General features: G+C 64.2%; 16 protein-coding genes and 2 pseudogenes. 11 read left to right on the top strand and 7 right to left on the bottom strand.

Annotated features, from left to right (window positions below):
* Window positions 1-117: 117 nt before the first annotated feature.
* From AC0SZ7_RS22280 to AC0SZ7_RS22255, 6 genes are all read left to right on the top strand, one after another.
* Window positions 118-687 (top strand): antibiotic biosynthesis monooxygenase, encoded by a 570-nt coding sequence (locus AC0SZ7_RS22280; RefSeq protein WP_475506392.1) that lies wholly within the window; start codon window positions 118-120, stop codon window positions 685-687.
* Window positions 688-801: 114 nt separating this feature from the next.
* Complete coding sequence (gene folM, locus AC0SZ7_RS22275; RefSeq protein ID WP_475506391.1) at window positions 802-1,509, top strand: dihydromonapterin reductase; 708 nt, start codon at window positions 802-804, stop codon at window positions 1,507-1,509.
* Window positions 1,510-1,535: 26 nt separating this feature from the next.
* Window positions 1,536-2,096: a GTP cyclohydrolase I FolE gene (folE, locus tag AC0SZ7_RS22270; protein WP_475506390.1), complete on the top strand. Its 561-nt coding sequence runs from the start codon at window positions 1,536-1,538 to the stop codon at window positions 2,094-2,096.
* Window positions 2,096-2,467 (top strand): dihydroneopterin triphosphate 2'-epimerase, encoded by a 372-nt coding sequence (gene folX, locus AC0SZ7_RS22265; protein ID WP_008371174.1) that lies wholly within the window; start codon window positions 2,096-2,098, stop codon window positions 2,465-2,467. Before folE ends, folX begins: the two co-directional genes overlap by 1 nt.
* Window positions 2,468-2,481: 14 nt before the next feature.
* Entirely contained in the window at window positions 2,482-2,778 is a 297-nt protein-coding gene (locus AC0SZ7_RS22260; protein WP_475506389.1) for a DUF1244 domain-containing protein, read from the top strand.
* Complete coding sequence (locus tag AC0SZ7_RS22255; protein WP_475506388.1) at window positions 2,771-3,112, top strand: HopJ type III effector protein; 342 nt, start codon at window positions 2,771-2,773, stop codon at window positions 3,110-3,112. The genes AC0SZ7_RS22260 and AC0SZ7_RS22255 overlap by 8 nt, the downstream gene beginning before the upstream one ends.
* 165 nt (window positions 3,113-3,277) lie before the next feature.
* On the opposite strand, the gene trxB is transcribed toward AC0SZ7_RS22255, so the two are convergent.
* Together trxB and AC0SZ7_RS22245 are read right to left on the bottom strand one after the other, a co-directional pair.
* Window positions 3,278-4,240, bottom strand: a complete 963-nt coding sequence (trxB, locus tag AC0SZ7_RS22250; protein WP_416422560.1) for a thioredoxin-disulfide reductase — start codon at window positions 4,238-4,240, stop codon at window positions 3,278-3,280.
* A gap of 123 nt (window positions 4,241-4,363) precedes the next feature.
* Window positions 4,364-4,963, bottom strand: a complete 600-nt coding sequence (locus tag AC0SZ7_RS22245) for a peroxiredoxin (protein ID WP_475506387.1) — start codon at window positions 4,961-4,963, stop codon at window positions 4,364-4,366.
* A 225-nt stretch (window positions 4,964-5,188) separates the two neighbouring features.
* Between AC0SZ7_RS22245 and cysZ the strand changes: the two genes are divergently transcribed.
* Window positions 5,189-5,917 carry a sulfate transporter CysZ gene (gene cysZ, locus AC0SZ7_RS22240; RefSeq protein ID WP_475506386.1) on the top strand — a complete coding sequence of 243 codons (729 nt, stop codon included), beginning with the start codon at window positions 5,189-5,191 and terminating at the stop codon, window positions 5,915-5,917.
* 81 nt (window positions 5,918-5,998) lie between these two features.
* On the opposite strand, the gene AC0SZ7_RS22235 is transcribed toward cysZ, so the two are convergent.
* The gene (locus AC0SZ7_RS22235; protein WP_475506385.1) at window positions 5,999-6,574 is read right to left on the bottom strand and encodes a hypothetical protein; all 576 of its coding nucleotides are present in this window, start codon (window positions 6,572-6,574) and stop codon (window positions 5,999-6,001) included.
* 124 nt (window positions 6,575-6,698) lie between these two features.
* Between AC0SZ7_RS22235 and AC0SZ7_RS22230 the strand changes: the two genes are divergently transcribed.
* On the top strand, window positions 6,699-7,901 hold the full coding sequence (locus tag AC0SZ7_RS22230) for a glycosyltransferase family 4 protein (RefSeq protein ID WP_475506384.1): 1,203 nt from the start codon (window positions 6,699-6,701) through the stop codon (window positions 7,899-7,901).
* Here AC0SZ7_RS22230 and AC0SZ7_RS22225 read toward each other — a convergent pair.
* The 3 genes from AC0SZ7_RS22225 to AC0SZ7_RS22215 form a co-directional block, all read right to left on the bottom strand.
* Window positions 7,870-8,973, bottom strand: coding sequence for an NADH:flavin oxidoreductase (locus AC0SZ7_RS22225; RefSeq protein ID WP_475506383.1), 1,104 nt, complete (start codon window positions 8,971-8,973; stop codon window positions 7,870-7,872). The genes AC0SZ7_RS22230 and AC0SZ7_RS22225 overlap by 32 nt on opposite strands.
* Before the next feature lie 125 nt (window positions 8,974-9,098).
* Window positions 9,099-9,581, bottom strand: a complete 483-nt coding sequence (locus tag AC0SZ7_RS22220; RefSeq protein ID WP_475506382.1) for a glutathione peroxidase — start codon at window positions 9,579-9,581, stop codon at window positions 9,099-9,101.
* A gap of 157 nt (window positions 9,582-9,738) precedes the next feature.
* Window positions 9,739-10,224, bottom strand: coding sequence for an FKBP-type peptidyl-prolyl cis-trans isomerase (locus AC0SZ7_RS22215; RefSeq protein WP_455921884.1), 486 nt, complete (start codon window positions 10,222-10,224; stop codon window positions 9,739-9,741).
* A gap of 14 nt (window positions 10,225-10,238) precedes the next feature.
* Between AC0SZ7_RS22215 and AC0SZ7_RS22210 the strand changes: the two are divergent.
* The 3 genes and pseudogenes from AC0SZ7_RS22210 to AC0SZ7_RS22200 all read left to right on the top strand — a co-directional run.
* Window positions 10,239-10,531, top strand: a pseudogene (locus AC0SZ7_RS22210) (DUF3565 domain-containing protein).
* 59 nt (window positions 10,532-10,590) lie between these two features.
* Window positions 10,591-12,702, top strand: coding sequence for a phosphate acetyltransferase (gene pta / locus AC0SZ7_RS22205; RefSeq protein WP_475506381.1), 2,112 nt, complete (start codon window positions 10,591-10,593; stop codon window positions 12,700-12,702).
* Window positions 12,699-13,580: pseudogene (locus AC0SZ7_RS22200) on the top strand (acyltransferase); the annotation flags it as partial. The gene pta and the pseudogene AC0SZ7_RS22200, both read left to right, overlap by 4 nt.
* A 106-nt stretch (window positions 13,581-13,686) precedes the next feature.
* Here AC0SZ7_RS22200 and AC0SZ7_RS22195 read toward each other — a convergent pair.
* On the bottom strand, window positions 13,687-14,376 hold the full coding sequence (locus AC0SZ7_RS22195; protein ID WP_027979119.1) for a YiaD family glycine zipper/OmpA-like lipoprotein: 690 nt from the start codon (window positions 14,374-14,376) through the stop codon (window positions 13,687-13,689).
* Between the last annotated feature and the right edge of the window lie 73 nt (window positions 14,377-14,449).

The following is a 14,449-nucleotide window of genomic DNA, read 5'->3' as shown; positions in this document are numbered from 1 at the left end:
GCGCATTTTTGCGGTTCAGGAATAATCCTTGCTTGAATTTGCATGCAGGCCACCACCCCGGCCCTGCATCGAGAGGCGCGCCCTACCCGGGAGGCCCGTAATGAACGGAGATACACAATGTCTACCCCCGTCACCCTGATGGTTGCGCGCCGCGTCGCCAATGGCCGCTACCATGACCTGATCGCGTGGCTGCGCGAAGGCGAACAACTGGCCACCGACTTCCCCGGCTACCTGGGCTCCGGCGTGCTGGCGCCGCCCCCCGACGACGACGAATTCCAGATCATCTTCCGCTTCGCCGACGAAACCACCCTGCACGCCTGGGAGCACTCCGCCTCGCGCAGCGCCTGGCTGGTGCGTGGCAGCGGCCTGTTCGCGCAGCCTCACGAGCACCGGGTGAGCGGCATTGACGGCTGGTTCGGCGATACCGGCCATGTGCGGCCGCCGCGCTGGAAGCAGGCGGTGGCGATCTGGCTGGCGTTCTTCCCGGTGTCGCTGCTGTTCAACTTCGTCCTGGGGCCGTTGCTGGGCGAACTGAGCCTGGTGCCGCGCATCATGGTCAGTACTCTGGCCCTGACACCTATCATGGTGTACTTCTTCATTCCGCTGTCCACGCGGTTGCTGCACAACTGGTTGCATGCAGTGCCCCAGCGCGCCCTGAGTGCGCGGGTTGCCAGGGACGCGGCCTGACGGCCGCTGCTGCAACGCCCCCGAGCGCCGCGGTATCCCTGGATGCCGCGGGCGGTTGTACATTGCCACTCCACTGGTATAAGTTCCCGGTAGACACCTGCCGCGAGCCCATGCATGCCCCGCCCTGCCCCTATCCTGATCACCGGCGCCAGCCAGCGCGTCGGCCTGCATTGCGCCGAGCGCCTGCTGGACGAAGGCCAGCCTGTGATCGTCAGCTACCGCAGCGAGCGCGACAGCGTGGCGCGCCTGCGCGAGCGTGGCGCGGTGACGTTGTTCGGGGACTTTTCCAGCGAAGCGGGCATCCTCGCGTTCATCGCCTTGCTGAAGAAACACACCGGCGCCCTGCGTGCCATCGTTCATAATGCATCGGCCTGGCAGGCGGAAACCCCGGGCGAGGAAGCCCAGGCCTTCGCGCAGATGGTCAGCGTGCACATGCTCGCCCCCTACCTGATCAACCTGCACTGCGCCGACCTGCTGCACGCAAGCCCTGTGGCCGACATCGTGCACATCAGCGACGACGTCACCCGCAAGGGCAGCAGCAAGCACATCGCCTACTGCGCCAGCAAGGCCGGGCTGGACAGCCTGACCCTGTCGTTCGCCGCCAAGTACGCACCGCGCATCAAGGTCAACGGCATCGCCCCGGCGCTGCTGATGTTCAACCACGACGACGACGCGGCGTACCGCGCCAAAGCCCTGGCCAAGTCGGCCATGGGCATCGAGCCCGGCCCGCAGGTGGTGTACCAGAGCCTGCGCTACCTGCTCGACAACCCCTATGTCACCGGCACTACCTTGACCGTCAACGGCGGCCGGCACGTAAAATAAGCGCCCTGCGCGAGGAAGTAGCCTCCATGAACCCCAGCCTGCCGCAACACTATCGCGAGATCCTCAAGGAGCTGGGTGAAGACCCGGAGCGCGAAGGCCTGCTCGATACCCCCAAGCGCGCCGCCAAGGCCATGCAGTACCTGTGTCATGGCTACGGTCAGACCTTGGAAGAGATCGTCAACGGCGCCCTGTTCGCCTCCGACAACGACGAGATGGTGATCGTCCAGGACATCGAGCTGTACTCGTTGTGCGAACACCACCTGCTGCCCTTCATCGGCAAGGCCCACGTGGCCTACATCCCCACCGGCAAGGTGCTGGGGCTGTCGAAGATCGCGCGCATCGTCGACATGTTCGCCCGCCGCCTGCAGATCCAGGAAAACCTCACCCGCCAGATCGCCGAGGCGGTGCGTGACGTGACCGGCGCCGCCGGCGTGGCGGTGGTAATCGAGGCCAAGCACATGTGCATGATGATGCGCGGGGTGGAGAAACAGAATTCGGTGATGAACACCTCGGTGATGCTCGGCGCGTTCCGCGATTCGAGCACCACCCGCCAGGAATTCCTGCAATTGATTGGACGGAGCAAGTAATGCCACAACTGGAGCCAGGAATGGCGCGCATCCGGGTCAAGGACCTGTGCCTGCGCACCTTCATCGGAATCAACGAGGACGAGATCCTCAACAAGCAGGATGTGCTGATCAACCTGACCATCCTGTATGCGGCCCAGGAAGCGGTGCGTGACAACGACATCGACCACGCGCTGAACTACCGCACCATCACCAAGGCGGTGATCCAGCACGTGGAGGGCAACCGCTTTGCCCTGCTGGAGCGCCTTACCCAGGAACTGCTGGACCTGGTGATGGCCAACGAGGCCGTGCTGTACGCTGAAGTCGAAGTCGACAAACCCCATGCCCTGCGCTTTGCCGAGTCGGTGTCGATCACCCTCGCGGCACGCCGCTGAACGGAAACCGCACCATGAACGATCAACAACGCCTGGAACTTGAAGCCGCGGCCTTCCGCCGCCTGGTGGCGCACCTGGGCAAGCGCACCGACGTGCAGAACATCGACCTGATGAACCTGGCCGGTTTCTGCCGCAACTGCCTGTCCAAGTGGTACAAGGCCGAGGCCGACGAGCGCCACATCGAGGTAAGCCTCGATGACGCCCGTGAAGTGGTGTACGGCATGCCGTACAACGAGTGGAAGAATCTTTATCAGCAAGAAGCCAGCGCCGACCAGCAAGCGGCGTTCGCCAAAGGAAAACAGCATGACTGACTTGAATACCCTGCGCGCCAGCCTCGCCACCGGCGAACACGTTTTTGCCGACACCCTGGCGTTTGTCGCCGCGCATTACGATTACCAGCCACAAGCCTTCACCAACGGTGAACTGGAAAACGCCGCCGGCCAGAACGAAGGCTCGTGCAAGACCCTGGGCCTGGCCGTGCTGGAGGGCCTGAGCGACCAGGAAGCCCTGCTGGCGTTCGGCGAGCACTACCGTTCGGTTGTGGCCACGCCTGAAGGCAGCGACCACGGCAACATTCGCAACCTGATCGCCCACGGCCTGGCCGGGGTGAAGTTCGCCGCCCAGCCGCTGGCGCGCAAGGGCTGATAACCGCCCACAAAAAAACCGGCCTAGATGGCCGGTTTTTTTGTGCCTGGCTGCAGGCAAGGCAATTTGCAATTGTGGGAGCTGGCTTGCCAGCGAGCTTTTCAATGCCCAAAAACTCGCTGGCAAGCCAGCTCCCACATCAAGCCCGCCCCGCCCCTGGCTTGATTAGAACGAAGCGTTCTGCAGGCCGTCCAGGTAGCGCTCCACGTCCAGCGCAGCCATGCAGCCGGCGCCGGCCGAGGTGATGGCCTGGCGGTACACGTGGTCGGCCACGTCGCCGGCGGCGAACACACCCTCGACGCTGGTGGCGGTAGCGTTGCCTTCACGGCCGCCGCTGACCACCATGTAGCCGTCCTTCAAGGCCAGCTGGCCTTCGAACAGCGAGGTGTTCGGGGTGTGGCCGATGGCGATGAACACGCCGTCCACTTTCAGCTCGTCGAAGCTGCCGTCGTTGTTCTTCAGGCGCGCACCGGTCACGCCCATGTTGTCACCCAGCACTTCGTCCAGGGTGGCGTTGAGCTTGAGCTCGATCTTGCCTTCGGCCACGCGGGCGTGCAGCTTGTCGATCAGGATCTTCTCGGCGCGGAAGGTCTCGCGGCGGTGCACCAGGGTGACCTTGCTGGCGATGTTGGCCAGGTACAGCGCTTCTTCCACGGCAGTGTTGCCACCGCCCACCACGGCTACCGGCTTGTTGCGGTAGAAGAAACCGTCGCAGGTGGCACAGGCCGAAACGCCCTTGCCCATGAAGGTTTCTTCCGAAGGCAGGCCCAGGTAGCGGGCGCTGGCGCCGGTGGCGATGATCAGCGCGTCGCAGGTGTAGCTGGTGCCTTGGCCGGTCAGGGTGAACGGACGCTTGGCCAGGTCCACGCCTTCGATATGGTCGAAGATGATCTCGGTCTCGAAACGCTCGGCGTGTTCGCGCATGCGCTCCATCAACGCCGGGCCGGTCAGGCCGTGGACGTCGCCCGGCCAGTTGTCGACTTCGGTGGTGGTGGTCAGTTGACCGCCGGCCTGCATGCCGGTGATCAGCAGCGGCTTGAGGTTGGCGCGGGCTGCGTAGACGGCAGCGCTGTAACCGGCAGGGCCGGAACCGAGGATGATCACTCGGGAATGACGTGCTTCAGACATGGCTGACTCCTATGGACCCCGACATTGTAGCGCCAGGGCCCCGAGGCCGGCGAACCGGCTGGAATTAAAAAAGGACGGCTGAAACCTTGGGGAAGGCTATTGCTCACCCGTCCTGGAAACCGCTTACAGGCTGGTGGCGTTCTCGGCCAGGTAGTCGGCCACGCCCTTGGCGTCGGCCTTCATGCCTTTCTGGCCCGGGCGCCAGCCGGCTGGGCACACTTCGCCATGTTGCTCGGTGAATTGCAGGGCTTCTACCAGGCGCACCATTTCGTCTACTTCGCGGCCCAGTGGCAGGTTGTTCACCACCTGGTGCTGCACCACGCCTTTCTGGTCGATCAGGAACGAGGCACGCAGGGCCACGCCGTCTTCGTGCTCGATGCCGTAGGCACGGGTGATCTCGTGCTTGACGTCGGCCACCATGGTGAATTCGACTTCGCCGATGCCGCCCTTCTCCACCGGGGTGCTGCGCCAGGCGTAGTGGGTGAACTGCGAGTCGATGGAAACGCCAACCACTTCAACGCCCAGCTCGCGGAATTTGGCGATGCGGTTGTTGTGGGCGATGATTTCCGATGGGCACACGAAGGTGAAGTCCAGGGGCCAGAAGAACAGCACGATGTACTTGCCATGCAGCGACGACAGTTTGAAGCTGTCGACGATCGAGCCGTCGCCCAGTACGGCCGGGGCGTCGAAATCGGGGGCCTGCTTGTTGACGAGAATGCTCATGTGAACTCCTTGAAAGCGAAAAATGAAGGAAAGGGGTTAGAAATTTGATGTGCGCACTGTAGCGAGGGGGCCAAGGGTAAGGAAATATCGTTTCACAATCCACCTCATAGGCCCTCTCTATTCGAGGGCAACTGCCGCCCGAAGGCTTTGTTACAGCACATTGCTTCACTTTCCCGCAGGGCGCAAAGCCGGTAATGTCGGCCCGTTTTCAACTCGGAGCACACCATGCACGCGCCTGTCCTGTCCGGCCCGCAATACCTGCGCGAAGGCCTGAAACTGGTCCTCAGCCCTGGCCTGCGACTATTCGTCCTGCTGCCGCTGGCCATCAACCTGGTGCTGTTCGCCGGGCTTATCTACTTCGCCGGCCATGAATTTGCTCAATGGGTCGACCACCTGATGCCCACCCTGCCCTCATGGCTGAGCTTCCTCAGCTATATCCTCTGGCCGCTGTTCGTGGCGCTGGTGGTGCTGATGGTGTTCTTCTGCTTCACCATGGTCGCCAACATCGTCGCCGCGCCGTTCAACAGCTTCCTGGCGGAGAAGGTGGAGGTGGTAGTGCGCGGCCAGGATGACTTCCCGCCGTTCAAATGGGGCGAGCTGACCCGCGAGGTGCCGCGCACGCTCAACCGCGAACTGCGCAAGCTGGGCTACTTCCTGCCGCGCACCCTGGCGTTGTTCGTGCTGTCGCTGATCCCGGTGGTGAACGTGGTGGCTGCGCCGCTGTGGCTATTGTTCGGCGTGTGGATGATGGCTATCCAGTACATCGACTACCCGGCAGACAACCACAAGATTAGCTGGCCGGACATGCTGGCCTGGCTGCGCCAGAAGCGCTGGCAAAGCCTGGGGTTTGGCAGCATTGTCTACCTGGTGTTGCTGATACCGGTGGTGAACCTGCTGATGATGCCGGCTGCCGTGGCCGGTGCCACCCTGTTCTGGGTGCGTGAGCGCGGTTGAGCCGTAATGTGGGAGCGGGCTTGCCAGCGAGCTTTTGCGGCCCGCACAGCTCGCTGGCAAGCCAGCTCCCACAAAAAACCATTACGGCGTATCGGCCCAATACGCCAGCAGGATAAACACCCACAGCAATATTCCCGGCACCATGCACACATAATCCATCCAGTGCAGCCGCGAATTGGCCTCGCCCAACGGGTCATCCGCGGCAAAGTTCAACAGTTGCTGCCCCTTGCACACCGCCAGCCCCTGCACCACCAGCGCGGCCAGGCTGGCCAGGTCGGTGAGCGGGTAGCCAATGCCCGCCCGCGCCAGGCCATTGAACATCAGCCCCAGCACCGTGGCGGCGACGAAGCGATTGGCCCAGACCTCTGGCGGCTCGATGGCATGCATGCCGCGCGCCTGCAGCAGGTCTTCGGCGCGGAACAGCAAGGCGTGGGTGAAAAACAGCGGCAACAAGCCGCGGGCCAGCGGCGAGACCTTGGCCCCAGTGGCACGCTGGTAGCGGCGCCAGTTCTTCCATGACCAATACACCAGGTACAGCCCCAGGCTTGCGAAAAACAGTGTGAAGAACTTGCCATCCGAGACGGTGTAGAACGCGGGCTCCCTGACCGCTGGCATACGCAGATCCGCCTGAGGCGGCGCGTAAAGGTTATCGGTCATGGCGATCACCCGGTTGCGCGCAGGTTGTTCCTAAACACTAGGCGATTTATGGCCAGACGTAGGCGTCATGAATTCGTCACGGCGATGACATACCTCCGCAATCCACTGATCCGACACTGGTTCCATGACCACACCATCGCTGCGCATCACCCTGGTTACCGAAACCTTTCCATCCGAAATCAACGGTGTGGCCAACACCCTTGGCCGCCTGAGCGACGGTTTGCGCGCGCGTGGCCACCAGGTGGAGATCGTGCGGCCCCGGCAATCTGTCGACGAACGGAAAGGGGCAGACGACGAACTGATGCTCTGCAGGGGCTGGCCGCTGCCTGGCTACCCCGGTTTGCAGTGGGGCCAGGCGTCGATGCACAAACTGCTGCGCCGCTGGCGCCGGGTGCGCCCGGACGTGCTGTACATCGCCACCGAAGGCCCGCTGGGGCTGAATGCCCTGCGCGCGGCGCGGCGCCTGAAAATCGCCGTGGTGAGCGGTTTTCATACCAATTTCCAGCAATACACCCGCGATTACGGCCTGGGCCTGCTGACCCGCGTGCTCACCAGCTACCTGCGCTGGTTCCACAACCGCACCCAACTGACCCTGGTACCCAGCGCCACCCAGCGCCACACCCTGGAGCGGCGCGGTTTCGAGCGCCTGGCCCTGCTGTCACGCGGCGTTGACAGCCAGCTGTTCAACCCGGCGCGGCGCAGCCAGGCCCTGCGCGACAGTTGGGGCCTGGCCGCAGACGATATCGCCCTGATACACGTGGGCCGCTTGGCGCCCGAGAAAAACCTCGGCCTGCTGAAGCGCAGCCTGCAAACCCTGCAACTGAATTATCCGTTGCAGCGCCTGCGGCTGGTGGTGGTGGGTGACGGGCCGCAACGGCCGCAGCTGGAGCAGGAAATACCCGAGGCTATTTTCTGCGGCGCCCAGCGCGGCGAAGAATTGGCCGCGCATTACGCCAGCGGCGACGTGTTCCTGTTCCCCAGCCTCAGCGAGACCTTCGGCAACGTGGTGCTCGAAGCCCTGGCCTCGGGTTTGGGGGTGGTGGCCTACGACGAGGCCGCCGCCGGCCAGCACATTCGCCATGGCCACAATGGTGCCTTGGCCATGCCCGGTGACGAGGAAGCGTTCATTGATGCCGCCGGCTGGTTGCTGGAGGACAGCGAAACCCTGCGGCGCATCCGCCTGAATGCACGCCAGCACGCCAGCCGCCAGGGCTGGGGGGCGATCATCGACCAGTTCGAAACCCAGTTGCGCGGCGCCTGTCAGGCCGCCGCGCAACGTGTAGGCGGTTTCGCCATCAAACCAGGCTCGTCAACGCTTCCCGGCTGAAGGGCAGAATGTCCTGCTCGCGGCCGTCGCGCACCTTGGCGGCCCAGTCCGGGTCCACCAGCAAGGCACGGCCCACCGCTACCAGGTCAAATTCCTCGGCGTTCAGGCGCTGCAGCAGGTTTTCCAGGCTGGCCGGCTGCGCCACCTTGTCGGTGTCGACCATGAACTGCAGGAACTCGCCATCCAGGCCCACGCTGCCCACGGTGATGGTCGGCTTGCCGGTGAGCTGGCGGGTCCAGCCGGCCAGGTTGAGGTTGGAGCCGTCGAACTCCGGCTCCCAGAAGCGCCGCGTCGAGCAATGAAAAATGTCCACGCCGGCCTCGGCCAGTGGCTGCAGGAATTCCCCCAGTTGTTCCGCAGTCTGCACCAGGCGTGCGCTGTAGTCCTGCTGCTTCCACTGCGAGAACCGGAAGATGATCGGGAAGCCAGGGCCCACGGCGGCGCGCACGGCCTGGATCAGCTCGATGGCGAAGCGCGAACGCTTGGCCAGGCTGCCGCCGTATTCGTCATCACGCTGGTTGGTGCCTTCCCAGAAGAACTGGTCGACCAGGTAGCCGTGGGCACCGTGGATTTCCACGCCGTCCATGCCGATGGCCTTGGCGTCGGCGGCCGCCTGCGCGAACGCGGCGATCACCTCGGCGATGTCCTGGTGGGTCATGCCGTGGATCAGCACCTTGCCGTCCTTGACCTTGCCCTGCGGGCCGTAGCCCGGCACAGCGGCGTCAGGCTCGGTGCCCAGGCGGCGCACATTGCCCACGTGCCACAGCTGCGGGACGATCTTGCCGCCCTCGGCGTGCACCGCGTCCACCACTTTCTTCCAGCCGGCCAGGGCGTCGATGCCGTAGAAACGCGGCACATGCGGGTAGCCGTTGGCAGCCTTGTGGCCCACGGTAGTGCCTTCGGTGACGATCAGGCCGACCCCGGCGGCAGCGCGGCGGCGGTAATACTCGACGACCTTGGCGGTGGGCACGCCACCAGGCGAGAACGAGCGGGTCATGGGCGCCATCACCACGCGGCTCGGCAGCTGCAGGGCACCCAACTGAAATGGCTTGAACAGAGCGTTGACCGACATGCGCAGATCCTCTGAAAGAAGGCTCAAAGACCCGCAGCATAAAACGCCGCCAGCGTGGCCGACAGCACTATTGATTACAGTGATAAGCGCCGCTAGCCGGGCGCAGGGGCCCGGCCACACAGGCCTCAGCCCAGGGCTTTTTCGATGGCGTGCACCACGCTGGGGTCGTCCGGCGCGGTACGCGGCGAGAAGCGCGCCAGCACGCGGCCGTCCTTGCCCACCAGGAACTTCTCGAAGTTCCAGGTGATGTCGCCGGGGAACTCGGCACCCTCGCCGGCCAGCAGCTGGTAGAGGCGGTGACGGCCGTGGCCGTTCACTTCAAGCTTGGCGCTGAGGGGGAAGGTGACCCCGTAGTTGAGGCTGCAGAACTGCTGGATTTCCTGCTCGCTGCCCGGTTCCTGCCCGGCAAACTGGTTGCACGGCAAACCCAGCACGCTGAAACCCTTGTCCTTGAAGGTCTGATACAGGTTCTCCAGGGCGGCGTATTGCGGCGTAAGGCCACATTTTGACGCCACGTTGACCACCAGCACCACCTTGCCCTTGAAGGGCGCCAGGGGCAATTCCTGGCCATCGAGCGCCTGCAGTTTAAGGTCGTGGAAAATACTCATGACAAACTCCCCTATTCCATATCCCTGTGGCGCAAAGGCGCTGAGCGAAACACTAGCAGACAAAAAAGGCGCCCGTCCAAGCCCGATGAGCACTCTTGCGAGATTTCATCAGGCCCGAACGGACGCCTTTCGGGCTATCCGGGCTTGAGCGCGCGGATTAGTGGTGGTGACCACCTTCGCCGTGCACGTGACCGTGGGCGATTTCTTCTTCGCTGGCGTCACGAATGGCAACGATCTTGACCTGGAAGTTCAGGCGCTGACCAGCCAGTGGGTGGTTACCGTCAACGGTAACGTCGTCGCCGTCCAGGTCACGGATGGTCACGATTTGCATTTGGCCGTCCGGCGCGGAAGCGTGGAACTGCATGCCCACTTCCAGTTCGTCGACGCCTTCGAACATGCTGCGGCTCAGGGTGCTGACCAGTTCGGCCGAGTACTCGCCGTAGGCTTCTTCAGGTTCGATGGCAACGGTCAGTTCTTCACCGACGTCCTTGCCTTCCAGGGCCTTTTCCAGGCCTGGAATGATGTTACCTGCGCCTTGCAGGTACACCAGCGGCGCGCCGCCGGCGGAGCTGTCGATGACCTCACCAGCGTCGTTGGTCAGGGTATAGTCGATGGAGACAGCCTTGTTGGCAGCGATCGGCATGGGGCGACACCTTTTTGCATAAGAATGTAGAACGAACAAGTGTAACCAAGGCGCCGCCTGAAAGCGAACGCAACCCGGACAAACGGACCCGATGAGCCATTGCATCATTGAAGATTTCATCCGCGACGAGCACGGCCACTGGGTGGCCGTGCTGTCCTGCGGCCACACCCAGCACCTGCGCCACCAGCCACCCTGGCAGTCGCGGCCTTGGGTGCTGGACCCGCAACAACGTGCACAACAAATTGGCAAAAGCTTTCGCTGCGGCTGGTGTGCACGGCAGGAGGATAACGATACCCTTGGCAATTGATTTCGCGATCGGCCAGCCATAGGTCGACGCCCGCGCAGTGCTCATTTCGGGAAGCTCGCATGCAGACATTCTTTATCGCGCCAACTGATTTCGGCGTCGGCCTCACCTCCATCAGCCTGGGCCTGGTGCGCACCCTGGAGCGCGCGGGCCTGACCGTGGGTTTCTTCAAGCCCATCGCCCAGCCGCACCCCGGCGACACCGGCCCTGAGCGCTCCACCGAACTGATGGCGCGCACCCATGGCCTCAACCCGCCCAAGCCCCTTGGCCTGGCCCACGTCGAGCGCATGCTGGGCGACGGCCAGCTGGATGAACTGCTGGAGGAAATCATCACCCTGTACCAGCAGGCATCGGTGGGCAAGGACGTGCTGATTGTCGAGGGCATGGTGCCCACCCGTCACGCCAGCTACGCGGCGCGGGTCAACCAGCACCTGGCCAAGAGCATGGACGCCGACGTCATCCTGGTGTCGGCCGCCAGCGAGACCGAAGTGCTGGCCGAGCTGTCGGGCCGGGTGGAGCTGCAGGCGCAATTGTTCGGCGGCCCGCGCGACCCGAAAGTGCTGGGGGTGATCCTCAACAAGGTGCGTACCGACGAAAGCCTGGAAGCCTTCGCCGCGCGCCTCAAGGAGCATTCGCCGCTGCTGCGCGGCGGCGACTTCCGCCTGCTGGGCTGCATTCCCTACCAGGCCGACCTCAATGCCCCGCGCACCCGCGATGTGGCCGAGCTGCTGGGCGCCCAGGTCATCAATGCCGGCGACTATGAAACGCGGCGCATGTCGAAGATCATCATCTGCGCGCGCACCGTGCTCAACACCCTGCAACTGCTCAAGCCAGGCGTGCTGGTGGTGACCCCTGGCGACCGCGACGACATCATCCTGGCGGTAAGCCTGGCCGCCCTCAACGGCGTGCCCCTGGCCGGCCTGCTGCTGACCAGCGACACCCTGCCCGACCCACGCCTGATGGAGCTGTGCCGTGGCGCGCTGCAGGCCGGCCTGCCGGTGCTGTCGGTAAGCACCGGTTCCTACGACACCGCCACCCAGCTCAACCAGCTGAACAAGGAAATACCCATCGATGACCGCGAGCGCGCGGAAATCATCACCGACTTCGTCGCCAGCCACCTCGACGCCCACTGGCTGCACCAGCGCTGCGGCACCCCGCGCGAGCTGCGGCTGTCGCCGGCGGTGTTCCGCTACCAACTGATCCAGCGTGCCCAGCACGCCAACAAGCGCATCGTCCTGCCCGAAGGCGCCGAGCCGCTGATGGTGCAGGCGGCGGCCATCTGCCAGGCCCGCGGCATCGCCCGTTGCGTGCTGCTGGCCAAGCCTGCGGACGTGCACGCGGTGGCCAGCGCCCAGGGCATCGTGCTGCCCGAGGGCCTGGAAATACTTGACCCGGAGGTGGTGCGCGAGCGCTACGTGGAGCCCATGGTGGCGCTGCGCAAGAGCAAGAGCCTGAACGCGCCCATGGCCGAGCAGCAGCTGGAAGACAATGTAGTGATCGGCACCATGATGCTGGCGCTCGATGAGGTGGACGGGCTGGTGTCGGGGCTGGTGCATTCCACCGCCAACACCATCCGCCCGGCCCTGCAACTGATCAAGACCGCGCCGGGCTGCAGCCTGGTGTCCTCGGTGTTCTTCATGCTGTTCCCCGACCAGGTGCTGGTGTACGGCGACTGCGTGATGAACCCGCACCCCAGTGCCGCCGAGCTGGCCGAGATCGCCCGCCAGAGCGCCGACTCCGCCGAGGCTTTCGGCATTCCGGCGCGGGTGGCCATGATCAGCTATTCCAGCGGTGACTCGGCCAGCGGCGACGACGCCGAGAAGGTCCGCGAAGCCACCCTGCTGGCCCGTGAAACCCAGCGCGACCTGCTGATCGACGGCCCATTGCAGTACGATGCCGCCGCCAACGAAAACATCGCCCGCCAGCTGGCCCCCGACAGTGAGGTGGCCGGCCGCGCCACGGTGTTCGTGTTCCCCGACCTGAACACCGGCAACACCACGCACAAGGCCGTGCAGCGCAGCGCCGACTGCGTCAGCCTGGGCCCCATGCTGCAAGGCCTGCGCAAACCGGTCAACGACCTGCCGCGCGGCGCCCAGGTCGACGACATCGTCTACACCATTGCCCTCACCGCCATCCAGGCTCACCGCCGCATGGATAACCAGGAAGCCCCATGAAACAATTTTCGGCGCCACTGCGAGGCGTCATCGCCTCGCTGCTGTTGGCGTGCAACACCGTGCTGTGCTGCACCCCCTTGTTCATCGTTAGCCTGTTCAAGCTCTGCCTGCCGTTCCCGGCGGCGCAGCGGGTCACCGACGAGCTGCTGCGCCACATCCATGAGCTGTGGATCACCCTGAACAAGGGCTGGATGAAGCTGCTGTGCCGTACCCATTGGCAGGTTAGCGGCCTGCAGGGCCTGGACTACCAGCATTCGTACCTGATCACCAGCAACCACCAGAGCTGGGTGGACATCCTGGCGCTGCAATACGTGCTGAACCGCCGTATCCGCCCGCTGAAGTTCTTCCTCAAGCAGGAGCTGATCTGGGTGCCGGTAATTGGCCTGGCCTGGTGGGCCCTGGGCTTCCCGTTCATGAAGCGCTACTCCAAGGCCTACCTGGCCAAGCACCCGGAGAAGCAGGGCAAGGACCTGGAAACCACGCGCCGCACCTGCGCCAAGTTCGCCGGCAAGCCCACGGCCATCTTCAATTTCGCCGAAGGCACGCGCTTCACCCCGGCCAAGCATGCCCAGCAGCAGTCGCCGTTCCGCCACCTGCTCAAGCCCAAGGCCGGCGGCATCGCCTTCGTGCTGGATGCCATGGGCGAACAGCTGGAGTCCATCGTCAACGTCACCATCAACTACCCCCACGGCCGCCCGGGCTTCTGGGACCTGCTGTGCGGGCGGGTACGCGAGGTGGTGGTGCGCCTGGAGGAAGTCGCCATTCCAGCGCAATTCATCGGCCGCAGCTACGACCAGGACGTGCAGTACCGGGCGCAGTTCCAGCAGTGGGTGAACGAGCTGTGGGTGGCGAAGGATGAAGTGCTGGACAAGATCAACCCCTGCGGGGGGGGGGCGGTGGGGCCAGCGAGTTTTTCGAGGCCCCCAAAAACTCGCTGGCACGCCAGCTCCCACAAAAAATCCCGCCGTGAGGCGGGATTTTTGTTTACTGCTGCTGGTACTGCGCACCCGGCAGCGGCTTGAGGTTGACCTCTACCCGGCGGTTCTGCGCACGGCCGTTGGCATCGGCGTTGCTGGCGATGGGCTGGTCGGGACCGGCACCGCGTACCGACACGTGGGACGGGTCCACGCCCTGAGAGGTCAGGTAGGTAGCCACGCTTTGTGCACGGGCCTGGGACAGGTCCATGTTGTGCTGGCGGCTGCCGGTGCTGTCGGTGTAGCCGACGATCTCGATCAGGTTCTGGTTGTACTGCTTGAACGAACCAGCCAGGTTGTTCAGCGGCGAGTAGAAGCTGGGTGCAATCGACGACGAGTCGGTGGCAAAGGTGATGTTGCCCGGCATGATCAGCTTGATCTGGTCGCCTTCACGTTGCACCTGCACGCCAGTGTTGGCCATGGAGGCACGCAGGGCCTTCTCCTGCTTGTCGGCGTAGTAGCCGTAGCCGGCGGCGCCGGCACCTACCACGGCGGCGCCGATCAGCGCGCCCTTGCCACGGTTGTTGTGGTCGATGGCAGCACCGGCCACCGCGCCAGCCAGGGCGCCGAGGCCACCGTACTTGGCAGTCTTGCTCATGCCCGAACCAGAATCCTGGCTTTGGCTGTCATAAGGGTTTTGCGACGCACAGCCGGCCAGCAGGGCAACGGCGGTGGCGGCGATAATGAGACGACGCGACATTCAGGAAACTCCTGTACTTACAGTTGTGAAGCAGCGGTTGTTGGCAAACGGACTGCTGCGCCGATTAGAGCAC

It is taken from the genome of Pseudomonas sp. JC1203, from assembly GCF_056175065.1.
Note: the sequence above shows the minus strand (reverse complement) of the source record. Positions and strands in the feature narration are given on the sequence as shown.